This is a genomic window from Pseudomonas sp. LBUM1678 (assembly GCF_059695575.1).
The window spans coordinates 3,921,781-3,948,075 of record NZ_CP166775.1; the positions used below are offsets into that span (position 1 = coordinate 3,921,781).

A 26,295-nucleotide genomic window follows, 5' to 3' on the forward strand; every position below is an offset into this window, starting at 1 on the left:
TGGGCCTCCTATCGGCGGATCGCCAGACGCTGCTCGAGGTAACGCAGCATCATGGCAATGAGGTAACAGGCCGCAACATAGAGCGCTGTGGTCACCAGCCAGGTTTCAATCACCCGGTAGCTCTCGACATTGATCTTGCGCGCGTAATAGGTCAGCTCCGGCACCGCAATCGCGGCGGCCAGCGAGGTGTCCTTGAACAGCGAAATGAAGTTGTTCGACAGGGCCGGCAGCACATTGCGCAGCATCACCGGCACGGTGACGTAGGCCTTGACCTGCCACTCGCCGAGCCCGATGGCCAACCCGGCTTCACGCTGCCCCTTGGGAATGCTCAACAAGCCGCCACGGAACACTTCGGTCAGGTACGCCCCGGCATACAGCGACAGGGTGATGATGAACGATGGGATCTTGTCCAGACGGATCCCCAGGCCCGGCAAGGCGAAGTAGATCAACAGAATCAACACCAGAATCGGCGTATTGCGGATCACCGTCACATACACCGACGCCATCACCCGCAATGCGCGGTGCTTTGACAGCAACGCAAACGCCATCATCAGGCCGATCACGCAACCGATGGCGATCGACACCAGCGCCAGCTCAAGGCCCAGACCGAGCCCCGCCAGCAAGGTGTCGAAATCGCGCCACACGGCGGCAAAGTTCAACTGATAGTTCATGGTCAGCAGTACCTTGAACGGGGCGATTCATCACCGCCCCGCTCATCATTCAACAATTGGAAACGTCGCGAGCGAAGGAAAGACAAGGCGAAAACAGGCGAGAAAGCGGAGTTGACTTTAGTCAATGAGCATTTCGAGCCTGTTTTCGCCGCAGTATTTCCGAGCGCAGCAGTTTTCATTTGAATTCGACAGGGAAACCGATGGCTGGGGTTGGCAGGTCAACGCCGAACCATTGCTTGAAAGACGCTGCGTAAGTCGGGAACTCAACGCCAGTCATGGCTTCATGCAAGGTGGTGTTGACGAAGTTCAGCCAGTCCTGATCGCCGCGTTTGACTGCGCAGGCGTAGGTCTGCGGGCTCCAGGCGTAGGCTGGGCTGCGATAGCGTCCAGGGTTCTGCACCATCAGGTATTTCACCGACGACTGATCGGTGGCGGCGGCGTCGGCACGGCCGGAGTTCACGGCCTGATACATCAAATCAACGCTGTCGTATTGATCGACCTTGGCTTTGGGCAAGGCTTGATGCACCAGCTCTTCGGCATACACGTTCTGCAGCACCGCCACGGTCACGCTGTCGTTGGCGGCCTTGAGGTCTTCGATTTCCTTGTACTTGCTGTTGGTCGGCAACAGCAGGCCGACGCCTTCGCGGTAGTACGGCAGGGTGAACGCCACTTGCTGGGCACGGCTGGCGGTCACGGTGATGAACTGGCAACTGATGTCCACCTTGTCCGTCAGCAGGTTGGGAATCCGCGCATCGGACGACTGCACCACGTACTCGACCTTGGTCGGGTCGTTGAACAAACCCTTGGCGATCATGCGCCCGATATCGATATCAAACCCCTGCAACTTGCCATCCGCTCCCTGGAAGTGCCACGGCGCATTGGTACTGCCCGTGCCCACAATCAATTTCCCGCGGGCCAGCACGCTATCGAGCTTGCCGTCCGCCGCCTGGGCCACGCCCATGGCAGCAGTCGAAGCCGCGAAAACAAAAACACACGCTTTAAAAAAGGAAGGTCGGCGATGCATGGCAAGCACTCCAGGGTTATGTTTATTCCGCTATACCGGACGTTGGTATGTAACAACGGAATAGACAGCAGAAAGTGTGCCACAGGTTGTGGGGGGAATGTAGGGGAGATTGAAAAGTGTTTTGAATCAAATGGATGGGTAAAAAAACAAAATCGATGTTACGTAACGCGCACAGCGAGATCCGCTACCGTTGGCTACAACGTGCGGGTACGTGGTTCACAGTTGGGGCATTTGACGAGTTAATTCGGTGCGGTTTGTCATCGAAAAGGCAGAGGTAAATGGGCTTCGGCAAAGCACATCAGCGCGTGGCTGCGTCCTTGTAAACTTCGCCCCGCTCTCTTTTTCCCACCGCGATCACCGTCACCACCAATACTTCATCCCTGACGCGATAAACCATTCGATACCCGACACTTCGCAGCTTGATTTTGTAAGCGTTTCCAAGCCCGTTGAGACGGTCTGCGGGAACGTGCGGGTTTATAAGTCGCTCTTGAAGCTTCTTTTTGAACTGATCCTTCAGATTTACGCCAAGCTTTTTCCATTCTTTCCAGGCTTTTTCAGAAAACTCCAGCTCATAGGTCATCAATCGAGACCTTAACGGTTGGGTCGTCTTCCCTTTCTTTACAAAGGGCAAGCAACTCCAGATCCTCCAGGCGATTCATCAGGGCTTCGTATTCTTTGGCGGGAACACAATAGAAAGCCGGTTCATTGCGGTTAAGAATTGCAACAGACAAACCACCGCCGGCAGCGACTGTGCCCATCGGGTTTTTTTTCAGTTCAGAGATGCTGGCCACCACCTGCGAAAGCACGATATGTGTCATGAAGTTGTTCCTTAGGGTGCTTTTAGAGGTGCTAAAAATAGCACTCCAAAGCATCTCTGCCTCTATCCTTTTGGCATAAAGATGGCGTTCACCACATGTCGTCTGTTGCCTGTCAATTCGTGGATCTATCTTGCGTTCCAGGTTCTCACTCATTGTTTTAGCCACCTTTTCCCAGTCCATGACCGCCTTCATTGACGGAAGGAAAAAAGTATCACGTTACGCACTTCTGGCTTTCCGTGATTGCTGTCGGGCTGATCCTACAACCCGGTAAGTCAATTCCTGATAACCGTAGGAAAATCGTAACCGTCCGGGCAACACACCTTCCTGATGCCATCGCTTAAGGCGATGGTGTCCACCTAAATTTAAGTGGACACCATTTTCAGCCTTTTTAAGCGGACGCCCATGCCACAAGAACGCCGTTCCTATTCCAAGTCCTTTAAGGCCCAGGTCATCGCCGAGTGCGCGCAGGCTGACACTTCGATTGCCAATGTCGCCTTGACCCACAACCTCAATGCAAACCTTGTCCATAAATGGATTCGGGTGCATGCGCAGAAAAACCTGGCACTGCAAACTGCCTTTATTCCGGTCAAGGCATTGTCTTCGACAGCGGCCCCTCAAGTTCTTCCGGCCACGATTCGAATCGAAGTACCTCATTCAAAAGGCGTAGTCGTGGTGATTTGGCCGGCAGAAAATGCAGCGGCATGTTCCGCTTTCCTGCGAGACCTGCTGCGATGATTCGTATCGATTCCATCTGGCTCGCCATCGAGCCCATGGACATGCGCGCCGGCACTGAAACCGCGCTGGCGCGAGTTGTCGCAGTGTTCGGTGCGGCGAAGCCGCACTGTGCTTATCTGTTCGCCAACCGCCGCGCCAATCGTATGAAAGTGTTGGTGCATGACGGCGTAGGGATTTGGCTTGCAGCCCGGCGCTTGAATAAAGGGCGCTTCTTTTGGCCAGGCGTGCGGCACGGCTCTGAAGTCGAGTTGGATGCCGAGCAACTTCAAGCCTTAGTGCTCGGTTTACCTTGGCAACGCGTCGGTTCCGGAGGAGCCATCACGGTGCTCTAACTCGCCTGCCATGGCCTACTTGCCAGCGCAATTGGCCCATCAGTCCATCGCCGCCCATAGCCCTCTCTGGCAAAATCGGCGGCATGACTTCGCATCCGAATCTCGATCAATTAAACCCTGAAGAACTGCGTGCTTTGGCTGCGCAGTTGATCCAGCGCGTCGAGACGATGGACAAGCAGATCAATCATCAAAAGTCGGTCAACGAGAAACTGGCCCACGAGATCGCGCTGCTCAAACGCTTCAAGTTTGCCAAGCGCAGCGAGCAGTTGAGCCCGGATCAAGCCAGCCTGCTCGACGACTTGATCGATACGGATATCGCCTCTATCGAAGCCGAACTTGAGGCGCTGCAACCGGCACCTATTGAAGCCAAAGTGCGCCAGCAACCCAAGCGCGCACAACTGCCACCGCAGTTTCCTCGCACGCTGATCCATCACGAACCGGACAACAGCCACTGCCAGTGCGGCTGCGCCCTCAAGCGCATCGGCGAAGATGCCAGCGAAAAGCTCGACTACACGCCCGGCGTGTTCACCGTCGAGCGCCACATCCGTGGAAAGTGGGCCTGCGAACAGTGCGAAACGCTGATCCAGGCGCCGGTACCGGCGCAGGTCATCGACAAAGGCATCCCGACAGCGGGCCTGCTGGCCCACATCATGGTGGCCAAGTTCGCCGACCATCTGCCGCTGTATCGCCAAGAGAAAATCTTTGGCCGCGCCGGGCTGCCCATCGCCCGTTCGACTTTGGCGCAGTGGGTGGGCAACTGCGGCGTGCAACTTCAACCGCTGGTTGATGCGCTGCGCGAAGTCGTGCTGACGCACGGCGTCGTCCACGCTGACGAAACGCCGGTACAAATGCTGATGCCTGGCGCGAAGAAAACTCATCGCGCCTACGTCTGGGCCTATGCCACCAGTCAGTTCTCCGATCTGGCGGCGGTCGTTTACGACTTCAGCCCGAGCCGTGCTGGCGAACATGCTCGAAATTTCCTCGGCCACTGGAACGGGAAGCTGGTCTGCGACGACTTCGCTGGCTACAAGGCAGGCTTTGAACCGGGCGTTACAGAAATCGGCTGCATGGCCCATGCACGCCGAAAGTTCTTCGACTTGCACGCGACCAACAAGAGCCAGATCGCCGAAAAAGCGCTGCACTACATCGCGGCTTTGTATGAAGTTGAACGAGAGGTACGCGAGCTGAAACCGGGTGTCCGGCAGCGAATACGACAGGAAAAAGCAGCACCGATCATCGACGCACTTCATACCTGGATGATCGCCCAGAGGCAGCTTGTGCCTGAGGGATCGGCCATCGCCAAGGCGCTGGATTACAGCCTCAAGCGCTGGATAGCGCTGACGCGCTATCTCAATGACGGTGCTGTGCCCATCGATAACAACTGGTGCGAGAATCAAATCCGGCCGTGGGCTCTTGGGCGCTCGAACTGGCTGTTCGCTGGCTCGTTACGTAGCGGTAAACGTGCGGCGGCGATCATGAGTTTGATCCAGTCGGCGCGGCTCAACGGGCATGATCCGTATGCGTACTTGAAGGATGTTCTTACACGCCTGCCGACCCAGCGGGCGAGCGAGATTACTCAGTTGCTGCCACACAGGTGGGCGCCCGTTTAATCGCGGAAGGTGTGTTGGGTTAGACTGTACTTACTTCATACAATTACGCGAATCTTATGCATCAGCTGCCTGAACTCGACGAGGTTAAAAAAGCGAAAATTCGCAGGCTGCTGACTGCGGGCATGATTTTTCCCGTCATGAATAACACCAAATGGGCTGAGCTGATCAAAGCAATGATTAACGCCCCGCAAATGAAGCCTGAGTTCAGATTGCACAGTGTCTTAGCTCCAAGCGATTACTGCACAGATTGGGATCGAGAATGGCATTACCACATCCATCCGGTAGCAGAAATTGAGTGGATCGAACTCAAAGCGGTTTCACTCGATTGGCTACTGTCCACGCTAAGAAAGCACAACCTTCCCTTCTCTCTAGAGGATGGGGTGCCACGCGTTTGGGGTTATACCAGACCTAGCATGCAGCCTCTTTGGGACTGAGTACCTGAGGTTTCGCCTAGCCGGCAAACTTATGCTAGATGACTTTGCCGGACGCATACGGAAAATCTACCTGTAATTTCTGACAGTAGACCCGCCCGCCTCCGTTCCTTTACCGTCGACAGACTCTCAATGCACAGTGAAAAGGAGGGTTCAATGCGCTCGACAACCACTCAACCGACGCTGGCCCCGGTCTACCGCAAAGCCCTGAAAACCTGGCGTCCGGTGATTTTTTACTTTGGCAGTCCTCATTGCATGGCCTGCGAAATGGCCGGGCCGATCTTTCGTCAGATCGCCGAGGCTTATAGGCATCACGCGCACATCTACATGCTGAACACCAGCGAATCTCCTCGGCACCCGTGCGTCACCGGCACCCCAACCGTGCTGTTTTATCTGAACGGGAAATTGGTGAAGAAGCTTAAGGGCATCGGCACTGAGCAATCTCTGCAGGAAGAGTTCGCCAGGCACATTGGCAAAGTGAAACCGGCAATGGTGATCCTTAAACCGGTTCGCAATCTGGCGTGGTTACGCCAGACCCTGCGCAGACTGTGCACTGTCCCTCGGGCGCGCACGTTGATCGGAGTTTGAGCAATGATCGTTCCCCCGCGCAGGAACGATCTAAACCGCGCGCTCCAGCAACACCCGCGTTACCCGCCGCTCCTCAACCGCCGCCACGGTCAGCCGCCAGCCTTCCCACTCATGGTTGTCACCGATCATCGGCAGGCGATCCAGCAGGCTGACCACCAGCCCGGCCAGGGTCTGATAGTCGTCGGTGGGCTCTGCAGCAAACCCGGTCCGCTGTCGCACCCGCGCCAGGTTCAACGCGCCGCTGACCATGAACCCACCGTTCTCCTCGACCACATCCGGGCCTTCGATTTCGCTGGCATCGGGCAACTCGCCGGCGATCGATTCGAGAATGTCTGTCATGGTCAAGACACCGACAAAGTCGCCGAACTCATTGACCACAAACGCAATGTGGGTCGAGGCTTTGCGCATCTGTTCCAGGGAATTGAGGATCGAGTAACTGTCCAGCAAATTGATGGTCTTGCGCGCCAGACACTCAAGGCCCGGCTGGTTGCCGGCCAGGTATTCCTTGAGCAATTCCTTCTTGTGCACGAAGCCCAGCGGTTCATCCACCGCGCCATCGCGAATCAGCGGCAGCCGTGAGTAGGACGAATTCATCAGGCGCGTACGAATGGCTTCGGCATCGTCAGACAGGTCGATGTGATCGACGTCGGCGCGAACGGTCATCAAGGTGCGGATCGGTCGCTCGGCGAGTTGCAACACACCACTGATCATCACCCGTTCGCGACGGTCGAACAGACCTGTACTCGACGCTTCGCCGTTGTCCAGCAGGTCGGCAATCTCCTCGCCAACCTCCTCCACCGCCAGCGTGCGGCCACCGAGCAAGCGCATCACGGCGTGGGCCGTACGCTCACGCATCGGTCGCAGGCCCTGCATCGATTTTTTACGGCGAGCCCGGGCAATCTGGTTGAAGATCTCGATCAGGATCGAGAAACCGATGGCCGCGTACAGGTAGCCCTTCGGAATGTGGAACCCCAGGCCTTCAGCGGTCAGCGCGAAGCCGATCATCATCAGAAAGCCCAGACAGAGCATGATCACTGTCGGGTGTTCATTGACGAAACGGGTCAGCGGTTTGCTGGCGACGATCATCAGGCCGATGGAAATAATCACCGCGATCATCATCACGGCCAGTTCATCGACCATGCCCACAGCGGTAATCACCGCATCAAGGGAGAACACCGCATCGAGCACCACGATCTGCGCCACGATCGGCCAGAACATCGCATAAGTGGCATTAGAAGCGCGCGGGCCGACATGGCCTTCGAGTCGCTCGTGCAATTCCATGGTGGCCTTGAACAACAGGAACACACCACCGAACAGCATGATCAAGTCGCGGCCGGAGAAGCTCTTGTCGAACACCTCGAACAACGGCTGAGTCAGGGTCACCAGCCACGAAATACTCGCCAGCAGACCCAGACGCATCAGCAACGCCAGGGACAAACCGATGAGTCGCGCACGGTCACGTTGTTCGGGCGGCAGCTTGTCGGCAAGGATGGCGATAAACACCAGATTATCGATGCCCAGCACCAGCTCCAGCACAATTAGAGTCAACAGGCCCAGCCATGCGGTGGGGTCAGCTATCCATTCCATAAAAACGTCTCGATCTCTTCAGTAAATTCAGAAAGCCGGGCACGGCAAGGCGCGGCGCAGAGGCCGTGACGATGAAGTGACAAGGAGATTCGGAAGTCGGAAGACCGGATGCTTCGCGTGCATCAAGACCGCGTGGTAGCGCGAGGAGGAAGGATAACCGGGAGGCTCCAAAAGGGTGTTCATGCAAGTCCTGAAAGGAAAAAGGCCTTGGAGCGTACAGGCGAAGACGACATTTCCTACAGTCGGAAATCATTACAAAATCTGTAATCAGCGCTTTTTGACCTGCTCAATGTACCTGACCACCGCCGCCGACTTCTCGAACCGCCGATGAATCAACGATAACCACGACGTTGCCTCGCAGCCCTTGATCGTCCGGTACAACACACCGGGCAAACCGACATGCCCGACCACCGACTCCGGCACCACCGCCACGCCCTGCCCTAACGACACCAGTGCAATCACCGCCACCAGGCCACCCGGTTGCGCACCCAGCTTCGGCGCAAATCCGCCCTCGGCGGCGACTTGCAAGGTGCCGCTGATTTGCTCCGGCAGGATGAACGTCTCGTTTTGCAGATGCTCCGGACTGATGTCCGGCAAACGACACAGCCAGGACTCGGTGGACAGCGCCAGCACAAAGCCTTCGGCATCCAGACGAATGGCCTCCAGGCCATCAGGCAGGGTCATGGGTGAGCGGACATACCCAATATCGAATCGCCCCTCGACTACCATGGCCGGCAATGACGCCATGGGACTTTCCCGAACATTGAAGCTGACGTCCGGGCACTCGCGGCTGAAGGCTTGCACCTGTTTTTGCAGCAAACCCGAGTACACCGCCGATGCCACGTAGCCGAGTTCGATATGACCGATATCCCCGCGTCCGGCCCGCTTGGCATTGTGCTGGGCGTACTCGAATTGCCGCACCGTCGCCTCGGCCTCGATCATTAACGCGGCACCGGCCTCGGTCAGGCTGACTTCACGTGTCTGGCGCACGAACAGTCGCGTGCCGAGTTCGTTCTCCATGTCCTGGATCTGTCGAGTCAAGGTCGGCGGTGCGATACCGAGTTGTTCGGCGGCGCGGGTGAAGTTGCCCTGCCGGGCAACGGCCAGAAAGTAGCGGAAATGCCGTATGTCCATGGGTGCATTAGCTCAAAGGTAATGAAATCCCGATACCAGGCTAACGAAGCCTGTAATCGATCGCGATAAGCTCATTGCCACTCACAGTAGAGAGCCAATGTCATGTACGTCAAACCTCTTTTCAGCGCTGCGGCCAACACTCTTGCCCAAAAGGCAATCACACCATGAGCCGGGTCAGTCCACGCCTGACACTGCTGACGGCCTCCGGCGTGTGCTCGCTGATCGTGCTCGACACCAATATCGTCGCCGTCACCCTGCCAACCATCGCGCGGGACCTGGGCGCGAACTTTGCCGACATCGAATGGGTGGTCAGCGCGTACATGCTGGCGTTCGCGGCCTTGTTGCTGCCCGCGGGCAGCATCGCCGACCGCTTTGGCCGGCAGAAAACCATGCTCTGCGGACTGGGCATTTTCATCCTTGCGTCCATCGGTTGCGGCGCGGCGCCCACGGCTTTGTTCCTCGATATCGCACGGGCGATCAAGGGTGTCGGCGCGGCCTTGCTGCTGACATCAGCCCTGGCCGCCATCGGCCACACCTTCCATGATGAAGTCGAACGGGCCAAGGCCTGGGCGTTCTGGGGCGCGTGCATGGGCGTGGCGATGACCGCCGCGCCGACGGTCGGCGGGTTGATCACCGAGTATGTCGGCTGGCGCTGGATCTTCTACCTCAACCTGCCGGTCGGGCTGTTCTTGATGTACATGGTCTGGCGCGCGGTGCCGGAATCGAGGAACACCCAGTCTGCGCGCCTCGACCCCTGGGGCAGCCTGGCGTTCAGTGCGAGCTTGCTGTGCCTGATCTGGGGCTTGATCGAAGCCAACCGGATCGGCTGGAGCAACCCGCTCACTTACGCCCGGCTCATCGGTGGCGCGCTGCTGTTGGGATTGTTTGTGCTGATCGAGCGGATGCAACAGCGGCCGATGGTCGACCTGCAATTGTTCAAGCATCCGCGTTTCATCGGCGCCCTGCTCGGCATGTTTGCCTACGCCGGGTGCGCCCAAGTCATGATGACGCTGCTGCCGTTCTACCTGCAAAACGGCCTGGGCTTCTCGGCCATCGCGTCGGGGCTGGGGATGCTGCCGTTTGCGGTGACCATGTTGATTTGCCCGCGAATCGGCGCTCGGCTCGCCCATCGATATGCCCCTGCAACGCTGATGGCAGCAGGTTTGACCCTGGTCGGCAGCGGTAACCTGCTCAGCGCCTGGGCCGTCAGCAGCGGCGGTTACCTGCCGTTCGCATTGGCCATTGCCGTAACGGGCGCCGGGGCCGGCTTGCTCAATGGCGACACGCAGAAAAACATCATGGCCTGCGTACCCCGCGAGCGCACCGGCATGGCTTCGGGCATGAGCACCACCATGCGTTTCAGCGCCATCGTGCTGGCAATCGGCGTCTTCGGTGCATTGTTGTCCAGCCATACCGAACTGCTGCTGCGCACCAGCCTGTCGACGCAGGGCACGCAATGGCTCGACCAGACCCAGAGCATTGCCTCGCGGGTGGTCGCCGGTGACATGACCGCGGCGATGAACCTGCTACCGGAAACCGCACGCCCGTTGGTCGAGCCGCTGGCGCGCCAGGCATTCGTCGGCGGCTTCAGTCTGCTGCTTATCGTCGCCGGTTTGCTGGCCTTGCTGGGGGCGCTGGTGGTCGGCACGCTGATGCGCAATCCGATCCCCGCGCAGAAAAGTTTTTCCCTGAGCCTGGAATAAACCCCAACGGGGCTCGTCGTACTGCCACTGAAATCGTTCAGTAGCCACTACGAGAGCCCCATCATGAAACGCATTCTGTCCGCCCTGTTTCTCATCAGTCTGAGCGGTGTTGCAGCGGCCGCTTCCGTCGACAATTCCAGCACGCCGAAAGTCGAGGACTACAAGTACTCGACGCCGCTCCATATCGCCAAAGTGCTCAACATGACCCGCAACGAAGGCTGCGGACCCGGCGCGCGGGAGATGACTTACATCGACACTATGGGCACCACCCATGTCCTGCGTTACGAGGCTTTTGGCGATGACTGTCTCGGTCAGAATTAATGCTTGAGCGACGCCAGGACCCGCTCGGCATTTTCACCGCAGGCCATTCCTTCGGGCCGTGCCTGAATGTTTTCGATCAACCCCAGCAACTGCGCCTTGCTCTGGGCCAGGTGCAGTTGCATCGCTTCAATCTGTTCGACTTTGCGGCCTAGACCCGCCACCAGCTCATCGTGCTTGAACTCGCCTGTCACCGTGTCCGGCAACAACAACTTCAGCTCTTCAAGACTGAATCCGGCCTGCTGGGCGCACTGGATGATCTTCAGGGTTTGCAAGACTTGTTGCGGGTAACGCCGGTAGCCGTTGGCCAGACGCTCCACCTGCTGGATCAAGCCCTGAGCCTCGTAAAACCGAATGCGCGACGGGTTCAACCCGCTCAATTGCGCCAATTCACCAATCTTCATCACGGCCTCGCTTGGCTGCTTGACATTCAAGTTAACTTTAAGCTTAGCCTCTACGCTTTACTGATGAGGAGTCAAGCATGTCGCCCTTCCAAACGCTGAATTTGCCCAACGGCCAGACCCTCGGCAATCGTATCGCCAAAGCCGCGATGGAAGAGAACCTCGCGGATACCGGACAAGCGCCGTCCAGTGCACTGTTTCAGCTGTATCAGGCCTGGGCCGAGGGCGAAACCGGCCTGCTGTTGACCGGCAATGTGATGATCGATCGCCGCGCCATGACCGGCCCCGCGGGCGTCGTGCTGGAAGACGAACGGCATCTTGAGCAGTTTCGGCAGTGGGCAACCATCGGCCGCTCCGGGGGCGCGCATTTCTGGATGCAGCTCAATCATCCCGGCCGCCAGACCATGGCCAACCTCGGCCAGCAAGCCTGGGCACCGTCGGCGGTGGCGCTGGATCTGGGTTCGTTCTCTAAGATGTTCGCTGAACCCAAACCGATGTCGGAAAGCGATATTGCCGAGGTGATCCAACGCTTCGCCACCAGTGCGGCCCTGGCGGAGAAAGCCGGTTTCACCGGCGTGCAGATTCATGCAGCGCACGGCTACCTGATCAGCCAGTTCCTCTCGCCCTTGACCAATCGCCGCACTGACCGTTGGGGTGGTTCGCTGGAGAATCGCGCCCGCCTGCTGCTGGCGGTGGTCAGCGCGGTTCGCCAAGCCGTGTCGCCACAATTCTGTGTGGCGGTAAAACTCAACTCCGCAGACTTCCAGCGCGGCGGTTTCGACGCTGACGACGCCCGACAAGTGATTCAGTGGCTCAACGACCAACAGCTTGATTTGCTGGAACTCTCCGGTGGCAGCTACGAAGCACCGGCCATGCAAGGCGAAGCACGGGACGGCAGGACTTTGGCGCGGGAGGCGTACTTCCTGGAAATGGCCGGCGAACTGGCTAGCGTCGCGAATATGCCGGTGATGGTGACGGGCGGGATCCGCCGCATGGCCATCGTCGAACAGGTGCTCGACAGCGGCATCGCCATGGCCGGTATCGGCACGGCGCTGGCCATCGAACCGCAGTTGGTCAAACGCTGGCGCGAAGGCCAGAACAGTCACCCGCAACTGCCACCGATCCGCTGGAAACGCAAACCGCTGGCCGCCCTGGCGAGCATGGCCGTGGTGAAGTTCCAGCTGCATCGCCTGAGTCGCGGGCGCAATACCCGGCCACAGGTTTCGGCGATCTGGGCGCTGATAATCGATCAGCTGTACATCGCCCGGCGTACGCGTCAGTACCGGCAGGCAATGGGCAAGTAATCGAACATTCAGGTGAGTCATGGTTGCCCCAGCGTTGTCCTCTTTTAACCCCGAGGACAATTCATCAATCACTGGAGCACCCCATGGCGAAAATCACCATTGCCCAGCAACTGGCAACCACCCTTGAACAGGCCGGCGTGAAACGCATCTGGGGCCTGACGGGCGACAGCCTCAACGGCCTGACCGAGGCCCTGCGCACCATGGACAGCATCGAGTGGATGCACGTGCGCCACGAGGAAGTCGCTGCGTTTGCCGCTGGCGCCGAAGCGGCGGTCACCGGGGAACTGGCGGTGTGCGCCGGCAGTTGCGGGCCGGGCAATCTGCATTTGATCAACGGGCTGTTCGATTGCCACAAAAACCATGTGCCGGTGCTGGCCATCGCCGCGCAGATTCCCTCCTCGGAAGTGGGCCTGAATTACTTTCAGGAAACCCACCCGCAGGAACTGTTCAAGGAATGCAGCCACTTCGTCGAACTGGTGAGCAACCCGGCGCAGATGCCCCAGGTGCTGCACCGGGCGATGCACAGTGCCATCCTCAATCGCGGCGTCGCGGTGGTGGTGATTCCCGGCGACGTGGCGCTGCAGGAGGTCGAAGACAACCTCAAGCCCTGGCCTGCGCTTGCAAAACCCCGCACCCTGCCCGCGCCTCACGACCTGGATCGGCTGGTCGAATTGCTGAGTCAAAGCAACGCCGTGACGCTGATGTGTGGCGCCGGTTGCGCGGGCGCCCACGATCAGGTGGTGGCGTTGGCCGACGCCCTTGGTGCGCCGGTGGTGCATGCGTTGCGCGGCAAGGAGCACGTGGAGTGGGACAATCCGTTCGACGTCGGCATGACCGGGCTGATCGGCTTCAGCTCCGGCTATCATGCGATGCTCAACTGCGACACGCTGGTGATGCTCGGGACAGACTTTCCCTATCGCCAGTTCTACCCCACCGATGCCACCATCATTCAGATCGACCACGACCCGCAAGCCCTCGGACGGCGTACCACGCTGGATTTGGGCATCGCCGCCGATGTTGGCGAAACCCTCTCCGCGTTGCTGCCGCGCCTGCCTTATCGTGGCGACCGGAGCTTTCTCGAGGCCTCTCTCAAGCACTACCAAAAGGCGCGTCAGGGGCTTGATGACCTGGCTCAACCTTCGGCGCCGGGGCGGCCAATTCATCCGCAATACATCACTCGCCTGCTCAGCGAACTGGCCGATGACGATGCGATCTTCACCGCCGACGTGGGCACGCCGACGGTCTGGGCTGCGCGCTATCTGAAAATGAATGGCCAACGCCGGCTGCTTGGCTCGTTCAATCACGGCTCCATGGCAAACGCGATGCCCCAGGCCATTGGCGCGCAAGCGGCGTTCCCTGGGCGGCAAGTGATTTCGATGTCCGGCGATGGAGGTTTCAGCATGTTGATGGGAGATTTCATCTCTCTGGCGCAACTGAAGCTGCCGGTGAAAATCATCGTCTACGACAATGCCTCGCTCGGGTTCGTGGCCATGGAAATGAAATCCAGCGGGCTGCTGGATACCGGCACGGACCTGCACAATCCGGACTTCGCGGCGATGGCCAATGCCATGGGGATTCTGGGTATTCGTGTCGAGGAGTCCGAGGCGCTGGAACCGGCCTTGCGCCGGGCACTGGCGCATGACGGGCCCGTGCTGGTGGACGTGGTGACGGCGACTCAGGAACTGGCGATGCCACCGACGATCAAGCTGGAACAAGCTAAAGGGTTCAGTCTGTACATGCTGAAAGCGGTGATGAGTGGCCGTGGGGATGAGGTGATTGAGTTGGCGCGCACGAATTGGTTTCGCTGAAGCGCTGAAACCGCGTCGCCCCCATCGCGAGCAGGCTCGCTCCCACAGGATTTCATTAACGCCCGAGATCCACTGTGGGAGCGAGCCTGCTCGCGATGGGGCCAGTGAGGTCAATGATTACTGCCCGGAAAACCGCAATCTCGACAGCATCCTCAAATTCCCTTCGACATAATAATCATCGGTCCAACTGTCACCCGCCGCCAACGGCTGGACCTGCTTGAGCGCCAGTTTTTTCGCGTAATAGCGGAACCGGTAATGTTCATAAAACCGCAGCAATTCCAACCCATAACGGTCCGCCAAATCGGTATCGCCGCGAATGATCAAATAGTTCTCGTCATTGCTGCGACTGGCCGCCGCACTGAGGTTATGACTGCCGCTGATGATCGTCGGCGTATCGGTGGTGAAATCGGTGACGATAGCTTTGGTGTGCACCAGCAGGTTGCCCTTCTGGCCTTCCTTGCTTTCCAGGAGCCAACCTTCCAGGCCGGTATTGAGCAGCGCAACCGTGGTGAATTCCGCGGTGCGGTCGGCGTGGAAACCGGTGATTTTGCTTGCGGAGTTTTGCAGGCCGTAGCGCAGGATGTCGTCGTGGGGCTGGCCGAGCAAGGCGTTGAGGATGGCGTCGGGCAAGGTGAACGCGGTGACGAACAGCAGGTCTTTTTTTGCCCCGTTGATGATGTCGGCGAACTCATGCAAGTCCCCCTCACCCGAGCGCGGTGAAAATCCGGCGAACAACGGTTGGGTCGGGTCCATCGGGTTGTGTTGCGTGAGCCATCGCCGCGTGGCGCCGACATCCGCCGGTGTGTTCCAGACCTGCTCGAACGTTTGCAGGTAACTCGCGCCAAGCAGACGATCGTCCAGCACATGCACCACGTTCGCCTGCCGATAAATGCCGTTGGGGGTGAAGTTGGTGCTGCCGCAGAGCACGGCCTCAGGCTGGCGCAGACCCGCGCCGTCGAGCCGGCTCAGAACCATGAACTTGTTGTGGAAAATGCTGTGGGTGACGCGTCCGCGCTTGTTCGCCGCCGGGATCTTTTCCAGACTCGCCTCGTTCATGGCGGTCGTGTCTTCGTCCGGTTGCGCGTGATAAAGGACGCGAACGTTCACGCCGCGTTCATGCGCTGCGTTCACGGCCTCGACAATCACCGGTAACTGGTATTCGTAGATGGCGATATCCAGCGCCCACTGGCCGTCGATGGCCCGTTCGATAAACCCCAGCAAACGCCCGAGCAAACCATTCTCCAGCCATTGGCGCGGGGCATCGGGCCAGGCTTCGATGGGCAATCTGTCTTTGCCGCTGAGGAGCGCGTCGAGTTCGGGAAACTTGCGCTGGAACGCCTGGCTGGCAGCCACGGCGCGGTTGAAATTGACACTTTGGTTGCCGGGATGGCCATCGTCGGAAGTGACCGTCACCTCCAGGGACTCGCCCAGTTGCGGCGCATCGGCGCTTCCGTAGGCCAGATAGACCCGGTAATGGATCGTCAACCCCGGATTGACCGCGTAATCGGCCCAACGGAATTTCTGTAACGGCGCAATATTGCTCGGGGTGGCGTGGAATTGCGGAAAGGTATGGGACTTGCCCGGGAACGTCAGGCTATTGAACAAAAACAGCCAGGGTTTATTGCCTTGCTGCTTTTCGATGGCAAAACCCAGCAGGCCTTTGCGACGGGGTTCGGCCAGATCCATGGCCAACAGCACGCCGTTGGTGCCGGCGTAGGCTTTGACGCGGAAATCGTTCTGAGGGTTAACGGCAAGTACGCGCATGATTCACTCCTGTGATCGAATGCACCTCAGAGCATAGGGTAGCGATCTCGAATTGGCATGATTATCCGGAACCGAGGTGATGCCATCGCGAGCAGGCTCGCTCCCACAGGGGTTTTGTGGATGCTGGAGATCCAGTGAGGGTTGTGATGCGGATTCAGCATGAATATCTGGAATCGAGGTGATGCCATCGCGAGCAGGCTCACTCCTACAGGGGTTTTGTGGATGCTGGAGATTCAATGTGGGAGCGAGCCTGCTCGCGATGGGGGCCTTGCAAACAACACAGCCCTTAGCCTGAAATCAACTCATCAATGTGCCGATAATCCGCTTGCAGCGCTGCCGCCATCTGTCTAGCCCGACCTAGCCGAATCGGCCCGCGTTCGATATCAATCAATAACCCAGGGCAATCCAGCACCGGTAACCCCGGCCATTCCTTCAATCGCCCATCGGTCAGCAGCAACAGCCTTTGCTGTTCGGCGGGAAAGCGTTTTTGCCGTACCGCCAGCCAGCGCCCCGCTTCGCCCAGCGCCGCCAACAACGGCGTGCCGCCGCCCGCGCCCAGGTTATCGAGCCAGCCACGCAACCCTGCCGACGCTTTCAAGCCTTGCACCTGCCACTTCGGCGCATGGCCACTCGCAGTCAACAACGCCAGACGCGCGCGCTGGCGATACGCGTCGTCGAACACTTGCGCGAGCAAACCCTTGGCATCGCTCAACGCCTGGTGACGGCGGGTCGAGGCGGACGCGTCGACGATCACCAGCCACAGTTCATGAGGGGATCGGGTCCGCAGATGGAACAGCACATCTTTATGCTGACGAGGACGGCCATTGAGCAAGGTGCCGGGCCAGTTGATCGAGCCGCTGCGCGCGGCGTGACGCTTGCCCTGTTTACCGTTATCCAGCCGTCCTGCGCGGGGTCTGGCATTCGCCCCCGCGTCAGATCGAGGGCGAATGCCTACGGCTTTTTTGGCCAGCTCGGCACTTCACGCCGAGCACCGACCGGCAACGCCTGGGCGGGCATTTCGCCCCACTGGCCCTGGCCTTCGCTCGGGCTGGAAGGTTGCGCCGAAGGCGACTGATTGTGTTGTGGCGCCGGTGGCGATGGCTCGCGACGACGATGGCGCAGGGCGAACTCGGCAATGGCGTCGATATCTTCCTCGGCGATGACGCTCGCCCCTCGCCATGCGGCGTGAGCACGGGCCGCGCGCAACCAGACCAGATCGGCGCGCAGACCATCGACACCGGCGGCGAAACAACGCTCGGTAATCTGTGCCAGAGCTTCATCATCCAGGGGGATGCTCGCCAACAGGCTGCGCGCCTTCTGGCAACGTTCACGCAGCGACCGCTGCTGGCCTTCCCATTCGGCGCAAAAGCGCTGGGGATCACTGTCGAAATCCAGACGCCGGCGGATGATCTGGCCACGCTCGGCCGGTGCGGTATGGCCGCTGAGCGCGACGTTCAGACCAAAACGGTCGAGCAGTTGCGGGCGCAGTTCGCCTTCTTCCGGGTTCATGGTGCCGATCAATACGAACTTCGCCGAATGACGATGGGAAATGCCGTCGCGCTCGATCAGGTTGGTGCCGCTGGCGGCCACGTCGAGCAACAGGTCGACGAGGTGATCGGGCAGCAGATTGACTTCATCGACGTACAGCACTCCGCCGTCGGCCTTGGCCAATACACCGGGGGAAAACTGTGCGCGGCCTTCGCTCAGGGCGGCGTCGAGATCGAGGGTTCCGACCAGTCGTTCTTCGGTGGCGCCGAGGGGCAAGGTGACGAATTGACCGCTGGCCAGCAAGTCCGCCAGGCCTCGGGCAAGGGTCGATTTGGCCATGCCGCGTGGGCCTTCGATCAGCACGCCGCCGATTTTCGGGTCGATGGCGGTCAGGTAGAGGGCGAGCTTCAGATCGTCGGCGCCGACCACGGCGGAGAGCGGGAAATGCGGGGTGTCGGTCATTTTTATATCTCGGTCATGGTCGGTGAAATCAAAAACACCTCCATCCCTGTGGGAGCGAGCCTGCTCGCGATAGCGGTGGATCAATCGACATCTATATTGACTGGTCGACCGCTATCGCGAGCAGGCTCACTCCTACAGGGTTTTGCGGCGCATTAGCTATCTTCTTCTATATCCAGCAACAGGTTTTCCAGCGCCTCGCGATACGCGCCCGGCTCCTTCCACATCCCCCGCTGCTGCGCCTCGAGCATGCGCTCGGTCATATCGCGCAGCGCATGGGGATTATGCTCACGGACAAAATCCCGGGTCGCCGGATCGAGCAAGTACGCATCCGCCAGCAACGCATATTGATGATCGTCGATCAGCTGCGTCGTGGCGTCGAACGCGAACAGATTATCCACCGTCGCCGCCAGTTCGAACGCGCCTTTATAGCCGTGACGCTTCACGCCATCGATCCACTTCGGATTCGCCGCCCGCGAGCGGATCACCCGGTTCAGCTCTTCCTTCAAGGTGCGGATCTTTGGCAAGTCCGGCTGACTGTGATCGCCATGGTAACTGGCCGCAGCTTCGCCGCTGAGGCTTTCCACGGCGGCGAGCATGCCGCCCTGGAATTGGTAATAGTCGTTGGAATCGAGCAAGTCATGCTCGCGGTTGTCCTGGTTTTGCAGCACGGCTTGAACCTGACTCAGGCGCTGGGCGAATTGTTCGCGGGCAGCGGTGCCTTCATCGGACCCGCCGTAAGCGTAGCCGCCCCAGTTCAGGTAAACCTCGGCCAGATCCTCGCGGCTTTGCCACAGACGACCGTCGATGGCGCCCTGCACGCCTGCGCCATAAGCACCGGGTTTGGCACCGAAAACTCGCCAACCGGCTTGACGCTTGGCCGCGTCCTCATCGAGGCCCGATTGCATCAATGCTTCACGTTCGGCACGCACTTTGGCGGCCAAGGGATTGAGGTCGTCCGGCTCGTCGAGCGCGGCGACGGCTTGCACCGCGGCGTCAAACAGGCGGATCAGGTTGGCGAAGGCATCACGGAAGAATCCGGAAACCCGCAAGGTCACGTCGACTCGCGGACGGTCGAGCAAGCTCAGCGGCAGAATTTCAAAGTCGTCGACCCGTTGACTGCCGGTGGCCCAGACCGGGCGCACGCCCATCAAGGCCATGGCCTGGGCGATGTCGTCGCCGCCGGTGCGCATGGTCGCGGTGCCCCAGACGGACAGGCCGAGCTGGCGCAAATGATCGCCGTGGTCCTGCAGATGCCGTTCAAGAATCAGGTTCGCCGACTGGAAACCGATGCGCCACGCCGTGGTGGTCGGCAGGTTGCGCACGTCCACCGAGTAGAAATTGCGCCCGGTCGGCAGCACGTCCAGACGACCGCGACTCGGTGCGCCGCTGGGGCCGGCGGGGACAAAACGTCCGCTCAAGGCGTCGAGCAGGCCGCGCATTTCTGCGGGGCCGCAGGCGTCCAGGCGCGGGGCGACGACTTCGCGCAGGTTGTCGAGGATGGCGCCAACCTCATCCCAACCCGCTTCCTGTGGGAGTGAGCCTGCTCGCGATAGCGGTGGGTCAATCGACATCAACGTTGAATGATCAACCGCATCGCGAGCAGGCTCGCTCCCACAGGGTTCGGGGTTGGCATTCAACCTCTGCGAGATCAGTTGCGCAGCGAACAACTCCAAGCGCTCGCGAGTATCTCCGGCGGTGCGCCAGACTTCATCGGTGAGGGTCCGCAATTCCACGGGTCGAGGCCCGGTCCACGGCTCGGCCAACGCACAATCCAGCGGATCAAACCCCAATTCGAACGCCTTGGCCAACGCCCGCAACACACTCGACTGCGCCCCTCGGCCATCGCCACGGGGAATGCGCAACAGCGCCAACAACGTATCGATACGCAAGCGCCCGGTCGGCGACTCGCCAAAGATGTGCAGGCCATCGCGGATCTGCGATTCCTTCAAGTCGCACAAGTACGTGTCCAGCCGCGGCAGCCAGATCGCCGCATCGGCGTCGCTGTTGAGCTTTTCATCCAGTTGCAGCTCACGGTCGATGTGCGTGTCGCGCACCAGTTGCAGGATGTCGCGTTGCAACTCCCGGGCGCGGCGCGGGTCGAGCAGTTGCGCCTCGTAATATTCGTCGGCCAGCAACTCAAGGTTGCGCAGCGGGCCGTAAGTTTCAGCGCGGGTCAGCGGCGGCATCAGGTGATCGATGATCACCGCCTGGGTGCGGCGCTTGGCCTGGGCGCCCTCGCCCGGGTCATTGACGATGAACGGATAGATATTAGGCAGCGGCCCGAGCAGCGCGTCCGGCCAGCAGTTTTCGGAGAGCCCGACGCCTTTACCCGGCAACCATTCGAGGTTGCCGTGCTTGCCGACGTGGATCAGGCCGTGGGCGCCATAGGTGTTGCGCAGCCAGAAGTAGAACGCCAGATAGCCGTGGGGCGGCACCAGGTCCGGGTCGTGATACACCGCGCTCGGATCAACCTGATAACCCCGCGCCGGTTGAATGCCGACGAAGGTCAGGCCAAAGCGCAACCCGGCAATCATCATGCGTCCGTCACGGCACATCGGATCGATGTCGGGCGTGCCCCAGCGTCCCAGCACGGCTTGCTGATTGGCTTCGGGCAAGGCACTAAACATCGCCCGATAGGCGTCCATCGCCAGGCTTTGCTGGCAGGGACGCTGGTCAATTGTGTCGAGGTCATTGCTGACGCCGCCGAGCAATTGCTGGATCAACGCTGTGCCGCTCTCCGGCAATTCGGCGGGCAGCTGATAACCTTCGGTGTGCAGCGCACGCAGGATGTTCAGCGCGGCGGCCGGGGTATCGAGGCCCACGCCATTGCCGATACGACCGTCGCGGGTCGGGTAGTTGGCGAGGATCAACGCGATGCGTTTTTCGCGATTTGGCAACCGGGCCAGATCGATCCAACGTCGCGCCAGTTCAGCGACAAAATCCATGCGTTCCGGTTGCGCCCGATAGCACACCACGTCCGACTGACTGCGCTCGCTGCGCCACGCCAGGTCCTTGAAGCTGATCGGCCGGCTGATGATCCGCCCATCCAGTTCCGGCAAGGCGATGTGCATCGCCAGATCACGCGGGCCGAGGCCCTGTTCACTGGCACGCCAGCCCGGTTCGTTGTCCTGGGCGCAGATCGCCTGGATTACTGGAATGTTGCGGCGAAACGGTCGTAGATGCGGCGCTTCGGGGCTGGACTGGGCAAAGCCGGTAGTGTTGAGAATCACCCCCGCCTCGACTTCATCCAGCAGGTCCTCGACCACCGTCAGGCAGCCGGGCTCTTTCAAACTGGCCAGCGCAATCGGCAAAGGGTTGAGGCCCGCAGCCTGCAAACGCTGGCAGAAAACATCGATGAAAGCGGTGTTCGCCGCCTGCAAATGCGAGCGATAAAACAGCACCGCCGCCACCGGTTGACCGACCTGCCAGTCGGCTTGCCAATCGTGAAGGTCAGCGGGGCTTTTGTGCGGATGGTAAATCGCCGTGCGCGGCAGGGTTTGCGGCTCGGCCCAGGCGTAATCGCGATCCAGCCAGCGATTGGCCAGGCAACGGAAAAAATCCAGGGCATTGGCCATGCCGCCCTGACGCAAAAACTGCCAGAGCCGGTCGCGGTCGTCGGCAGCCACGGTGCTCAGGTCGCTGAGTTCCGGGTCCGGGCGATCATCGCCGGGCACCAGAATCAGCTGCACACCGCGTTGGGACAGCTCCACCAGACGCTCGACCCCGTACCGCCAATAGGCAATGCCGCCGTGCAGCGAAATCAGAATCACCTTGGCGTGGCGCAGCACTTCGTCGACATACAGGTCGACCGACGCATGATTCTGCACTTGCATCGGGTTGGCCAGGCGCACGCTGGGGTAATCGTCCGGCAACTGCTGCGCCGCTTCAGCGAGCAGCGCCAGGCTGGAATCACCGCTGCACAGGATCACCAGCTCGGCGGGGGTTTGTCCAAGGTCGGCAATGTTGTCATCCGACACGAAACCGCCGGGCTGGGTCCTGAGCAGGTGCATGGCTTAAGCGCTGAGCGCGGCGCGCAATTGCGCTTCGAGCAGCGCGGCGTCCAGTTCCTGGCCGATCAGCACCAGGCGCGTGGTGCGCGCTTCGTCGGCGCCCCACTGACGGTCGAAATGCTTGTCGAAACGCGTGCCCACGCCCTGGATCAGCAGGCGCATCGGTTTGTTCGGGATCGCCGCGAAACCTTTGACCCGCAGGATGCCGTGCTGGACCACCAATTGGGTCAGCGCGTCCAGCAGCAAGCTTTCGTCAGCCTGCGGCAGCTCGATGGAGATCGAATCGAAGGCGTCGTGATCGTGATCATCTTCACCTTCGTGGTGGTGATCGTGATGGCTGTGGCGGCTGTCGATGTGTTCTTCGGAACCGGCACCGAGGCCGATCAGCACGTCCAGTGGCACGCGGCCGCTGCTGGCTTCGATGACTTTGACGGCGGGCGGCAGCTCTTCGGCGACTTCCAGGCGCACGCGGGCCAGGTCTTCAGGGCTGATCAGGTCGGCCTTGTTGAGAATCACCAGGTCGGCGCTGGCCAGTTGGTCGGCGAACAGTTCGTGCAGCGGCGATTCGTGGTCCAGGTTCGGGTCGAGTTTGCGCTGGGCATCAACTTGATCCGGGAACGCAGCGAAGGTGCCAGCGGCGACGGCCGGGCTGTCGACCACGGTGATGACCGCGTCAACGGTGCAGGCGCTGCGGATTTCCGGCCACTGGAAGGCTTGTACCAGCGGCTTTGGCAGGGCCAGGCCCGAGGTTTCGATGAGGATGTGGTCGAGGTCACCGCGACGGGCGACGAGTTCGCGCATCACCGGGAAGAATTCTTCCTGGACGGTGCAGCACAGGCAGCCGTTGGCCAATTCGTAGACACGACCGTTGGCTTCTTCTTCAGTGCAACCGATGGAGCACTGCTTGAGGATCTCGCCGTCGATGCCCAGCTCGCCAAACTCGTTGACGATCACCGCGATGCGGCGGCCCTGAGCGTTGTCGAGCATGTGCCGCAGCAGGGTGGTTTTGCCCGAGCCGAGAAAGCCGGTAACGATGGTGACGGGGAGTTTGGCCAGTGTTTTCATCGGATGCCCTTTGGCAAGGTGGCGGGCATACGGGACGACAATCGCAGCGACGGGCGCGCGCGGAAGAGTTCGCCACCGGATCACCCCGCCCGGTTGTAGTGAGAATCTGTGTCGAGGCAGGTCTCCTGGCTGACGGTGTGCCGGGCGCTTGGCCTGGCATTCGCTGCGCCTTCCCGCGAACCCGTTGGACAGGGCTTGCAGTGGCGTGGCAGCGAACATCACCGTTCACAGTTGCGGGGGCAGCCGCGGCATCGACCGCGTTCCCTTCTTAGCTTCGGCAAATGCCGAAGAACCTCGAAAGCGCAAGGCTACGCATCGTCTTGGGGCGGGTCAATGTCTTGTGTCCGCCGCACCGGCCCCTTCGCGGGCAAGCCTCGCTCCTACAGGACGGCGGTGCTTTTGTAGGAGCGAGGCTTGCCCGCGAAGAATTCACCTCGGTCTCGAGATGAGAACCCATGCCAATTGACGCCAAACCCCCGCCCATGCTCTCCTACACGCCTTGTTACGGGTGCCCTTCACAGGGTGAAACGGGAAACCGGTGAATCATGTGCTTTACTCAAAGCCATGTCAGTCCGGTGCTGCCCCCGCAACGGTAAGCGAGCGAAGCGTCAGATCCACTGTGCCAGCAGTTCGGCATGGGAAGGTGATGCTTGCAGGTTCCGGCGAAAGCCAACACCCCTCGTGAGCCCGGAGACCGGCCCGCAACACAAAGTGACCATTACGATCACTGAATGACAAACCCGCGGTGGGCGGGCGCTGTTTGAACCTTTGCGTGCCCGACTCGCAGGGGTCTTCCATGCGCTCTATTCACCCGCTGACAGACCAGAGGGAAGCGCCATGTCGATCATCAGCAGCACTCGCCACACAACGGCCAGCACCACCACGACCCTGACTCAACGCCTGAGCGCTGCCGTTTGCGCATCGATCCTTGGCGCGTGCCTTGTGTATTTCGCCGGTTTCTCGCACATCGAAGCGGTCCACAATGCCGCGCACGATACCCGTCACAGCTCCGCCTTCCCGTGCCATTGAGACCTGCTGACATGATCAAGCGTATTGCGCAAACCGCAGGTTTCACCGGGCTGCTGGCCGCCCTGTTGCTGACCCTGCTGCAAAGTTTCTGGGTGTCTCCGCTGATTTTGCAGGCCGAAACCTACGAAAAATCCGAGCCGGCCGCGGTTGAAGTTCACGAACACGCCGCCGGTGTCGCCGCTCACACTCATGATGCCGAAGCCTGGGAACCGGAAGACGGCTGGCAGCGCGTGTTGTCGACCACGGGCGGCAATCTGGTCGTTGCCGTCGGTTTCGCCCTGATGCTCGCCGGTCTCTACACCTTGCGTGCACCGACCAAAACCTCCCAGGGCTTGCTTTGGGGCCTGGCCGGTTACGCGACTTTCGTGTTGGCGCCAACCCTCGGCTTGCCGCCTGAACTGCCAGGCACTGCGGCGGCAGATCTGGCGCAACGGCAACTCTGGTGGGTCGGCACGGCCGCCTCCACGGCTGTCGGCATTGCGTTGATTGTGTTTAGCCGTCACTGGCTGATGAAGATCCTCGGCGTGGCGATTCTCGCTGTACCTCACGTGATCGGCGCGCCGCAACCGGAAGTGCACTCTATGCTCGCTCCTGAAGCCCTGGAAACGCAGTTCAAAATCGCTTCGCAGCTGACCAACGTCGCGTTCTGGCTGGCCCTGGGCCTGATCAGCGCCTGGTTGTTCCGCCGCAAAAGCGATGGCCAATACCACGCATGACCGATACCCGCACAGCGCCGACTTTAGTCGTCGGCCTGGGCTGCCAGCGCGGCTGCCCTGCCAGCACACTGCGGGCGCTGCTCGATCAGGCATTACAGGCGCATAAAATCGGACTTCACCAGATCAAGGCCCTGGCCAGCATCGACCTGAAACGTGATGAACCTGGCCTGATCGAGTTGGCCGCGCAACTCGCATTGCCGCTGATGTATTTCAGCAGCGAGCAACTGCAAGGTTACAAACCGCAACTCAGCCATCATTCGGACATCGCGTTCGAACGCACCGGCTGCTACGGCGTGGCGGAAAGTGCCGCCCTGGCGTTGGCCGAACAACTGGCCCAGGCACCGGCGAAACTGCTGATTTCGCGACAAAAATACGCCCAGGCCACCCTGGCATTGGCCTGCGTTGCGTAAGATCCCCGATAATCCCCGCCTTCGATCATGAGCAATCTTCATCTGAAGCCTTGCCCACGCCATTTTTCTGACAGACTCTTTTTTCAAAGGAACGGACGATGACCGTCTACTTCATTGGCGCAGGTCCCGGCGACCCGGAACTGATCACCGTCAAGGGCCAACGGCTGATTCGCAGTTGCCCGGTGATCATCTACGCCGGCTCTTTGGTGCCCGCCGCCGTGCTGGAAGGCCATTGCGCCGAACAGGTGGTCAACAGCGCGGAATTGCACCTGGAGCAGATCATCGAACTGTTCAAAACCGCCCATGCCAACGGCCAGGATGTGGCGCGGGTGCATTCCGGTGATCCGAGTTTGTACGGGGCGATTGGTGAGCAGATTCGTTATCTGCGAGAACTCGGGATTGCGTTTGAAATCATTCCCGGGGTCACGGCCACTGCCGCGTGTGCGGCGCTGTTGAGAGCGGAGCTGACGTTGCCCGACATTTCCCAGAGCGTGATTCTGACCCGCTATGCCGACAAAACCGTGATGCCGCCCGGTGAAGAGCTCGGGAGCCTGGCGCAGCATGGGGCGACCATGGCGATTCATTTGGGGGTCAATCATCTGGAGAAAATCCTTGCCGAATTGCTGCCACATTACGGCGCGGACTGCCCGATCGCGGTGATTCACCGGGCGACCTGGCCGGATCAGGATTGGGTGGTGGGGACGATTGCGGATATTGCCGAAAAGGTTGCGGTCAAGGGGTTTCGGCGCACGGCGTTGATTCTGGTGGGTCGGGTGTTGGGGAGTGATCAGTTCAGCGAGTCATCGCTGTATCGCGCGGGGCATGCGCATCTCTACAGGCCCTAAAGCACTTGTGGCGAGGGAGCTTGCTCCCGCTGGACCGCGGAG

The 26,295-nt window shown here is 60.2% G+C and carries 25 protein-coding genes and 2 riboswitches; of the genes, 13 read left to right on the forward strand and 12 right to left on the reverse strand.

The window, feature by feature from the left end; genetic code table 11:
- Positions 1-8 precede the first annotated feature (8 nt).
- From ACA070_RS17815 to ACA070_RS17830, 4 genes are all read right to left on the reverse strand, one after another.
- Complete coding sequence (locus ACA070_RS17815) at positions 9-671, reverse strand: amino acid ABC transporter permease (RefSeq protein WP_462026969.1); 663 nt, start codon at positions 669-671, stop codon at positions 9-11.
- A gap of 175 nt (positions 672-846) precedes the next feature.
- Positions 847-1,695, reverse strand: coding sequence for a transporter substrate-binding protein (locus ACA070_RS17820; protein ID WP_497447688.1), 849 nt, complete (start codon positions 1,693-1,695; stop codon positions 847-849).
- 298 nt (positions 1,696-1,993) lie between these two features.
- Positions 1,994-2,275 (reverse strand): type II toxin-antitoxin system RelE family toxin, encoded by a 282-nt coding sequence (locus ACA070_RS17825; protein ID WP_497447689.1) that lies wholly within the window; start codon positions 2,273-2,275, stop codon positions 1,994-1,996.
- A complete protein-coding gene (locus ACA070_RS17830) occupies positions 2,265-2,513 on the reverse strand; it encodes a type II toxin-antitoxin system Phd/YefM family antitoxin (RefSeq protein WP_497451975.1) in 249 nt (82 codons plus the stop codon). Before ACA070_RS17830 ends, ACA070_RS17825 begins: the two co-directional genes overlap by 11 nt.
- A gap of 402 nt (positions 2,514-2,915) precedes the next feature.
- Here ACA070_RS17830 and tnpA point away from each other — a divergent pair, with 402 nt between their 5' ends.
- The 5 genes from tnpA to ACA070_RS17855 all read left to right on the forward strand — a co-directional run bounded on the left by tnpA (position 2,916) and on the right by ACA070_RS17855 (position 6,209).
- On the forward strand, positions 2,916-3,248 hold the full coding sequence (tnpA, locus tag ACA070_RS17835) for an IS66-like element accessory protein TnpA (protein ID WP_497447690.1): 333 nt from the start codon (positions 2,916-2,918) through the stop codon (positions 3,246-3,248).
- Positions 3,245-3,580 (forward strand): IS66 family insertion sequence element accessory protein TnpB, encoded by a 336-nt coding sequence (tnpB, locus tag ACA070_RS17840; RefSeq protein WP_497447691.1) that lies wholly within the window; start codon positions 3,245-3,247, stop codon positions 3,578-3,580. The genes tnpA and tnpB overlap by 4 nt, the downstream gene beginning before the upstream one ends.
- 83 nt (positions 3,581-3,663) lie before the next feature.
- A complete protein-coding gene (gene tnpC, locus ACA070_RS17845) occupies positions 3,664-5,190 on the forward strand; it encodes an IS66 family transposase (protein WP_497447692.1) in 1,527 nt (508 codons plus the stop codon).
- Between the two features lie 56 nt (positions 5,191-5,246).
- The gene (locus tag ACA070_RS17850) at positions 5,247-5,624 is read left to right on the forward strand and encodes a DUF6678 family protein (RefSeq protein WP_497447693.1); all 378 of its coding nucleotides are present in this window, start codon (positions 5,247-5,249) and stop codon (positions 5,622-5,624) included.
- Between the two features lie 153 nt (positions 5,625-5,777).
- Entirely contained in the window at positions 5,778-6,209 is a 432-nt protein-coding gene (locus ACA070_RS17855) for a thioredoxin family protein (RefSeq protein ID WP_497447694.1), read from the forward strand.
- Positions 6,210-6,239: 30 nt separating this feature from the next.
- Here the strand turns inward: ACA070_RS17855 and ACA070_RS17860 are convergent, their stop codons facing one another.
- Both ACA070_RS17860 and ACA070_RS17865 read right to left on the reverse strand, forming a co-directional pair.
- Complete coding sequence (locus tag ACA070_RS17860; RefSeq protein ID WP_497447695.1) at positions 6,240-7,796, reverse strand: TerC family protein; 1,557 nt, start codon at positions 7,794-7,796, stop codon at positions 6,240-6,242.
- Between the two features lie 267 nt (positions 7,797-8,063).
- Positions 8,064-8,930 carry a LysR family transcriptional regulator gene (locus ACA070_RS17865; RefSeq protein ID WP_497447696.1) on the reverse strand — a complete coding sequence of 289 codons (867 nt, stop codon included), beginning with the start codon at positions 8,928-8,930 and terminating at the stop codon, positions 8,064-8,066.
- Positions 8,931-9,094: 164 nt separating this feature from the next.
- On the opposite strand from ACA070_RS17865, the gene ACA070_RS17870 reads away from it, so the two are divergent.
- Both ACA070_RS17870 and ACA070_RS17875 read left to right on the forward strand, forming a co-directional pair.
- Positions 9,095-10,633: an MFS transporter gene (locus tag ACA070_RS17870; RefSeq protein ID WP_497447697.1), complete on the forward strand. Its 1,539-nt coding sequence runs from the start codon at positions 9,095-9,097 to the stop codon at positions 10,631-10,633.
- A 63-nt stretch (positions 10,634-10,696) separates the two neighbouring features.
- The gene (locus ACA070_RS17875) at positions 10,697-10,954 is read left to right on the forward strand and encodes a DUF2790 domain-containing protein (protein ID WP_497447698.1); all 258 of its coding nucleotides are present in this window, start codon (positions 10,697-10,699) and stop codon (positions 10,952-10,954) included.
- Here ACA070_RS17875 and ACA070_RS17880 read toward each other — a convergent pair.
- Positions 10,951-11,355 carry a MerR family transcriptional regulator gene (locus tag ACA070_RS17880; RefSeq protein WP_462026962.1) on the reverse strand — a complete coding sequence of 135 codons (405 nt, stop codon included), beginning with the start codon at positions 11,353-11,355 and terminating at the stop codon, positions 10,951-10,953. The two genes, ACA070_RS17875 and ACA070_RS17880, sit on opposite strands and share 4 nt — an antisense overlap.
- Before the next feature lie 77 nt (positions 11,356-11,432).
- Here ACA070_RS17880 and ACA070_RS17885 point away from each other — a divergent pair, with 77 nt between their 5' ends.
- A complete protein-coding gene (locus ACA070_RS17885; RefSeq protein ID WP_497447699.1) occupies positions 11,433-12,656 on the forward strand; it encodes an NADH:flavin oxidoreductase/NADH oxidase family protein in 1,224 nt (407 codons plus the stop codon).
- An 83-nt stretch (positions 12,657-12,739) separates the two neighbouring features.
- Positions 12,740-14,464 carry a ubiquinone-dependent pyruvate dehydrogenase gene (gene poxB, locus ACA070_RS17890; protein WP_497447700.1) on the forward strand — a complete coding sequence of 575 codons (1,725 nt, stop codon included), beginning with the start codon at positions 12,740-12,742 and terminating at the stop codon, positions 14,462-14,464.
- Positions 14,465-14,581: 117 nt separating this feature from the next.
- Here the strand turns inward: poxB and ACA070_RS17895 are convergent, their stop codons facing one another.
- From ACA070_RS17895 to cobW, 5 genes are all read right to left on the reverse strand, one after another.
- Entirely contained in the window at positions 14,582-16,228 is a 1,647-nt protein-coding gene (locus ACA070_RS17895; protein ID WP_497447701.1) for a phospholipase D-like domain-containing protein, read from the reverse strand.
- Between the two features lie 286 nt (positions 16,229-16,514).
- Positions 16,515-17,126 (reverse strand): vWA domain-containing protein, encoded by a 612-nt coding sequence (locus ACA070_RS17900; RefSeq protein ID WP_497451976.1) that lies wholly within the window; start codon positions 17,124-17,126, stop codon positions 16,515-16,517.
- Between the two features lie 53 nt (positions 17,127-17,179).
- The gene (locus tag ACA070_RS17905) at positions 17,180-18,178 is read right to left on the reverse strand and encodes a magnesium chelatase ATPase subunit I (protein WP_497447702.1); all 999 of its coding nucleotides are present in this window, start codon (positions 18,176-18,178) and stop codon (positions 17,180-17,182) included.
- A gap of 152 nt (positions 18,179-18,330) precedes the next feature.
- Positions 18,331-22,188: a cobaltochelatase subunit CobN gene (gene cobN / locus ACA070_RS17910; protein ID WP_497447703.1), complete on the reverse strand. Its 3,858-nt coding sequence runs from the start codon at positions 22,186-22,188 to the stop codon at positions 18,331-18,333.
- A gap of 3 nt (positions 22,189-22,191) precedes the next feature.
- Entirely contained in the window at positions 22,192-23,253 is a 1,062-nt protein-coding gene (gene cobW, locus ACA070_RS17915) for a cobalamin biosynthesis protein CobW (RefSeq protein ID WP_461981785.1), read from the reverse strand.
- 98 nt (positions 23,254-23,351) lie between these two features.
- Positions 23,352-23,565: riboswitch (cobalamin riboswitch) on the reverse strand.
- 177 nt (positions 23,566-23,742) lie between these two features.
- Positions 23,743-23,970, forward strand: a riboswitch (cobalamin riboswitch).
- Between the two features lie 120 nt (positions 23,971-24,090).
- On the opposite strand from cobW, the gene ACA070_RS17920 reads away from it, so the two are divergent.
- The 4 genes from ACA070_RS17920 (at position 24,091) to cobM (ending at position 26,253) form a co-directional block, all read left to right on the forward strand.
- Positions 24,091-24,282: a CbtB domain-containing protein gene (locus ACA070_RS17920; protein WP_497447704.1), complete on the forward strand. Its 192-nt coding sequence runs from the start codon at positions 24,091-24,093 to the stop codon at positions 24,280-24,282.
- An 11-nt stretch (positions 24,283-24,293) separates the two neighbouring features.
- Positions 24,294-24,998 (forward strand): CbtA family protein, encoded by a 705-nt coding sequence (locus ACA070_RS17925; protein ID WP_497447705.1) that lies wholly within the window; start codon positions 24,294-24,296, stop codon positions 24,996-24,998.
- Entirely contained in the window at positions 24,995-25,408 is a 414-nt protein-coding gene (locus tag ACA070_RS17930) for a cobalamin biosynthesis protein (protein WP_497447706.1), read from the forward strand. The genes ACA070_RS17925 and ACA070_RS17930 overlap by 4 nt, the downstream gene beginning before the upstream one ends.
- Before the next feature lie 98 nt (positions 25,409-25,506).
- Positions 25,507-26,253, forward strand: coding sequence for a precorrin-4 C(11)-methyltransferase (cobM, locus tag ACA070_RS17935; RefSeq protein WP_497447707.1), 747 nt, complete (start codon positions 25,507-25,509; stop codon positions 26,251-26,253).
- The last annotated feature ends 42 nt before the right edge of the window (positions 26,254-26,295 follow it).

What these genes read in the sequence shown, in the direction of transcription:
- ACA070_RS17815 (WP_462026969.1), bottom strand. Translation starts at nt 671, where the DNA reads ATGAACTATCAGTTGAACTTTGCCGCCGTGTGGCGCGATTTCGACACC.
- ACA070_RS17820 (WP_497447688.1), bottom strand. Translation starts at nt 1,695, where the DNA reads ATGCATCGCCGACCTTCCTTTTTTAAAGCGTGTGTTTTTGTTTTCGCG.
- ACA070_RS17825 (WP_497447689.1), bottom strand. Translation starts at nt 2,275, where the DNA reads ATGACCTATGAGCTGGAGTTTTCTGAAAAAGCCTGGAAAGAATGGAAA.
- ACA070_RS17830 (WP_497451975.1), bottom strand. Translation starts at nt 2,513, where the DNA reads ATGACACATATCGTGCTTTCGCAGGTGGTGGCCAGCATCTCTGAACTG.
- tnpA (WP_497447690.1), top strand. Translation starts at nt 2,916, where the DNA reads ATGCCACAAGAACGCCGTTCCTATTCCAAGTCCTTTAAGGCCCAGGTC.
- tnpB (WP_497447691.1), top strand. Translation starts at nt 3,245, where the DNA reads ATGATTCGTATCGATTCCATCTGGCTCGCCATCGAGCCCATGGACATG.
- tnpC (WP_497447692.1), top strand. Translation starts at nt 3,664, where the DNA reads ATGACTTCGCATCCGAATCTCGATCAATTAAACCCTGAAGAACTGCGT.
- ACA070_RS17850 (WP_497447693.1), top strand. Translation starts at nt 5,247, where the DNA reads ATGCATCAGCTGCCTGAACTCGACGAGGTTAAAAAAGCGAAAATTCGC.
- ACA070_RS17855 (WP_497447694.1), top strand. Translation starts at nt 5,778, where the DNA reads ATGCGCTCGACAACCACTCAACCGACGCTGGCCCCGGTCTACCGCAAA.
- ACA070_RS17860 (WP_497447695.1), bottom strand. Translation starts at nt 7,796, where the DNA reads ATGGAATGGATAGCTGACCCCACCGCATGGCTGGGCCTGTTGACTCTA.
- ACA070_RS17865 (WP_497447696.1), bottom strand. Translation starts at nt 8,930, where the DNA reads ATGGACATACGGCATTTCCGCTACTTTCTGGCCGTTGCCCGGCAGGGC.
- ACA070_RS17870 (WP_497447697.1), top strand. Translation starts at nt 9,095, where the DNA reads ATGAGCCGGGTCAGTCCACGCCTGACACTGCTGACGGCCTCCGGCGTG.
- ACA070_RS17875 (WP_497447698.1), top strand. Translation starts at nt 10,697, where the DNA reads ATGAAACGCATTCTGTCCGCCCTGTTTCTCATCAGTCTGAGCGGTGTT.
- ACA070_RS17880 (WP_462026962.1), bottom strand. Translation starts at nt 11,355, where the DNA reads ATGAAGATTGGTGAATTGGCGCAATTGAGCGGGTTGAACCCGTCGCGC.
- ACA070_RS17885 (WP_497447699.1), top strand. Translation starts at nt 11,433, where the DNA reads ATGTCGCCCTTCCAAACGCTGAATTTGCCCAACGGCCAGACCCTCGGC.
- poxB (WP_497447700.1), top strand. Translation starts at nt 12,740, where the DNA reads ATGGCGAAAATCACCATTGCCCAGCAACTGGCAACCACCCTTGAACAG.
- ACA070_RS17895 (WP_497447701.1), bottom strand. Translation starts at nt 16,228, where the DNA reads ATGCGCGTACTTGCCGTTAACCCTCAGAACGATTTCCGCGTCAAAGCC.
- ACA070_RS17905 (WP_497447702.1), bottom strand. Translation starts at nt 18,178, where the DNA reads ATGACCGACACCCCGCATTTCCCGCTCTCCGCCGTGGTCGGCGCCGAC.
- cobN (WP_497447703.1), bottom strand. Translation starts at nt 22,188, where the DNA reads ATGCACCTGCTCAGGACCCAGCCCGGCGGTTTCGTGTCGGATGACAAC.
- cobW (WP_461981785.1), bottom strand. Translation starts at nt 23,253, where the DNA reads ATGAAAACACTGGCCAAACTCCCCGTCACCATCGTTACCGGCTTTCTC.
- ACA070_RS17920 (WP_497447704.1), top strand. Translation starts at nt 24,091, where the DNA reads ATGTCGATCATCAGCAGCACTCGCCACACAACGGCCAGCACCACCACG.
- ACA070_RS17925 (WP_497447705.1), top strand. Translation starts at nt 24,294, where the DNA reads ATGATCAAGCGTATTGCGCAAACCGCAGGTTTCACCGGGCTGCTGGCC.
- ACA070_RS17930 (WP_497447706.1), top strand. Translation starts at nt 24,995, where the DNA reads ATGACCGATACCCGCACAGCGCCGACTTTAGTCGTCGGCCTGGGCTGC.
- cobM (WP_497447707.1), top strand. Translation starts at nt 25,507, where the DNA reads ATGACCGTCTACTTCATTGGCGCAGGTCCCGGCGACCCGGAACTGATC.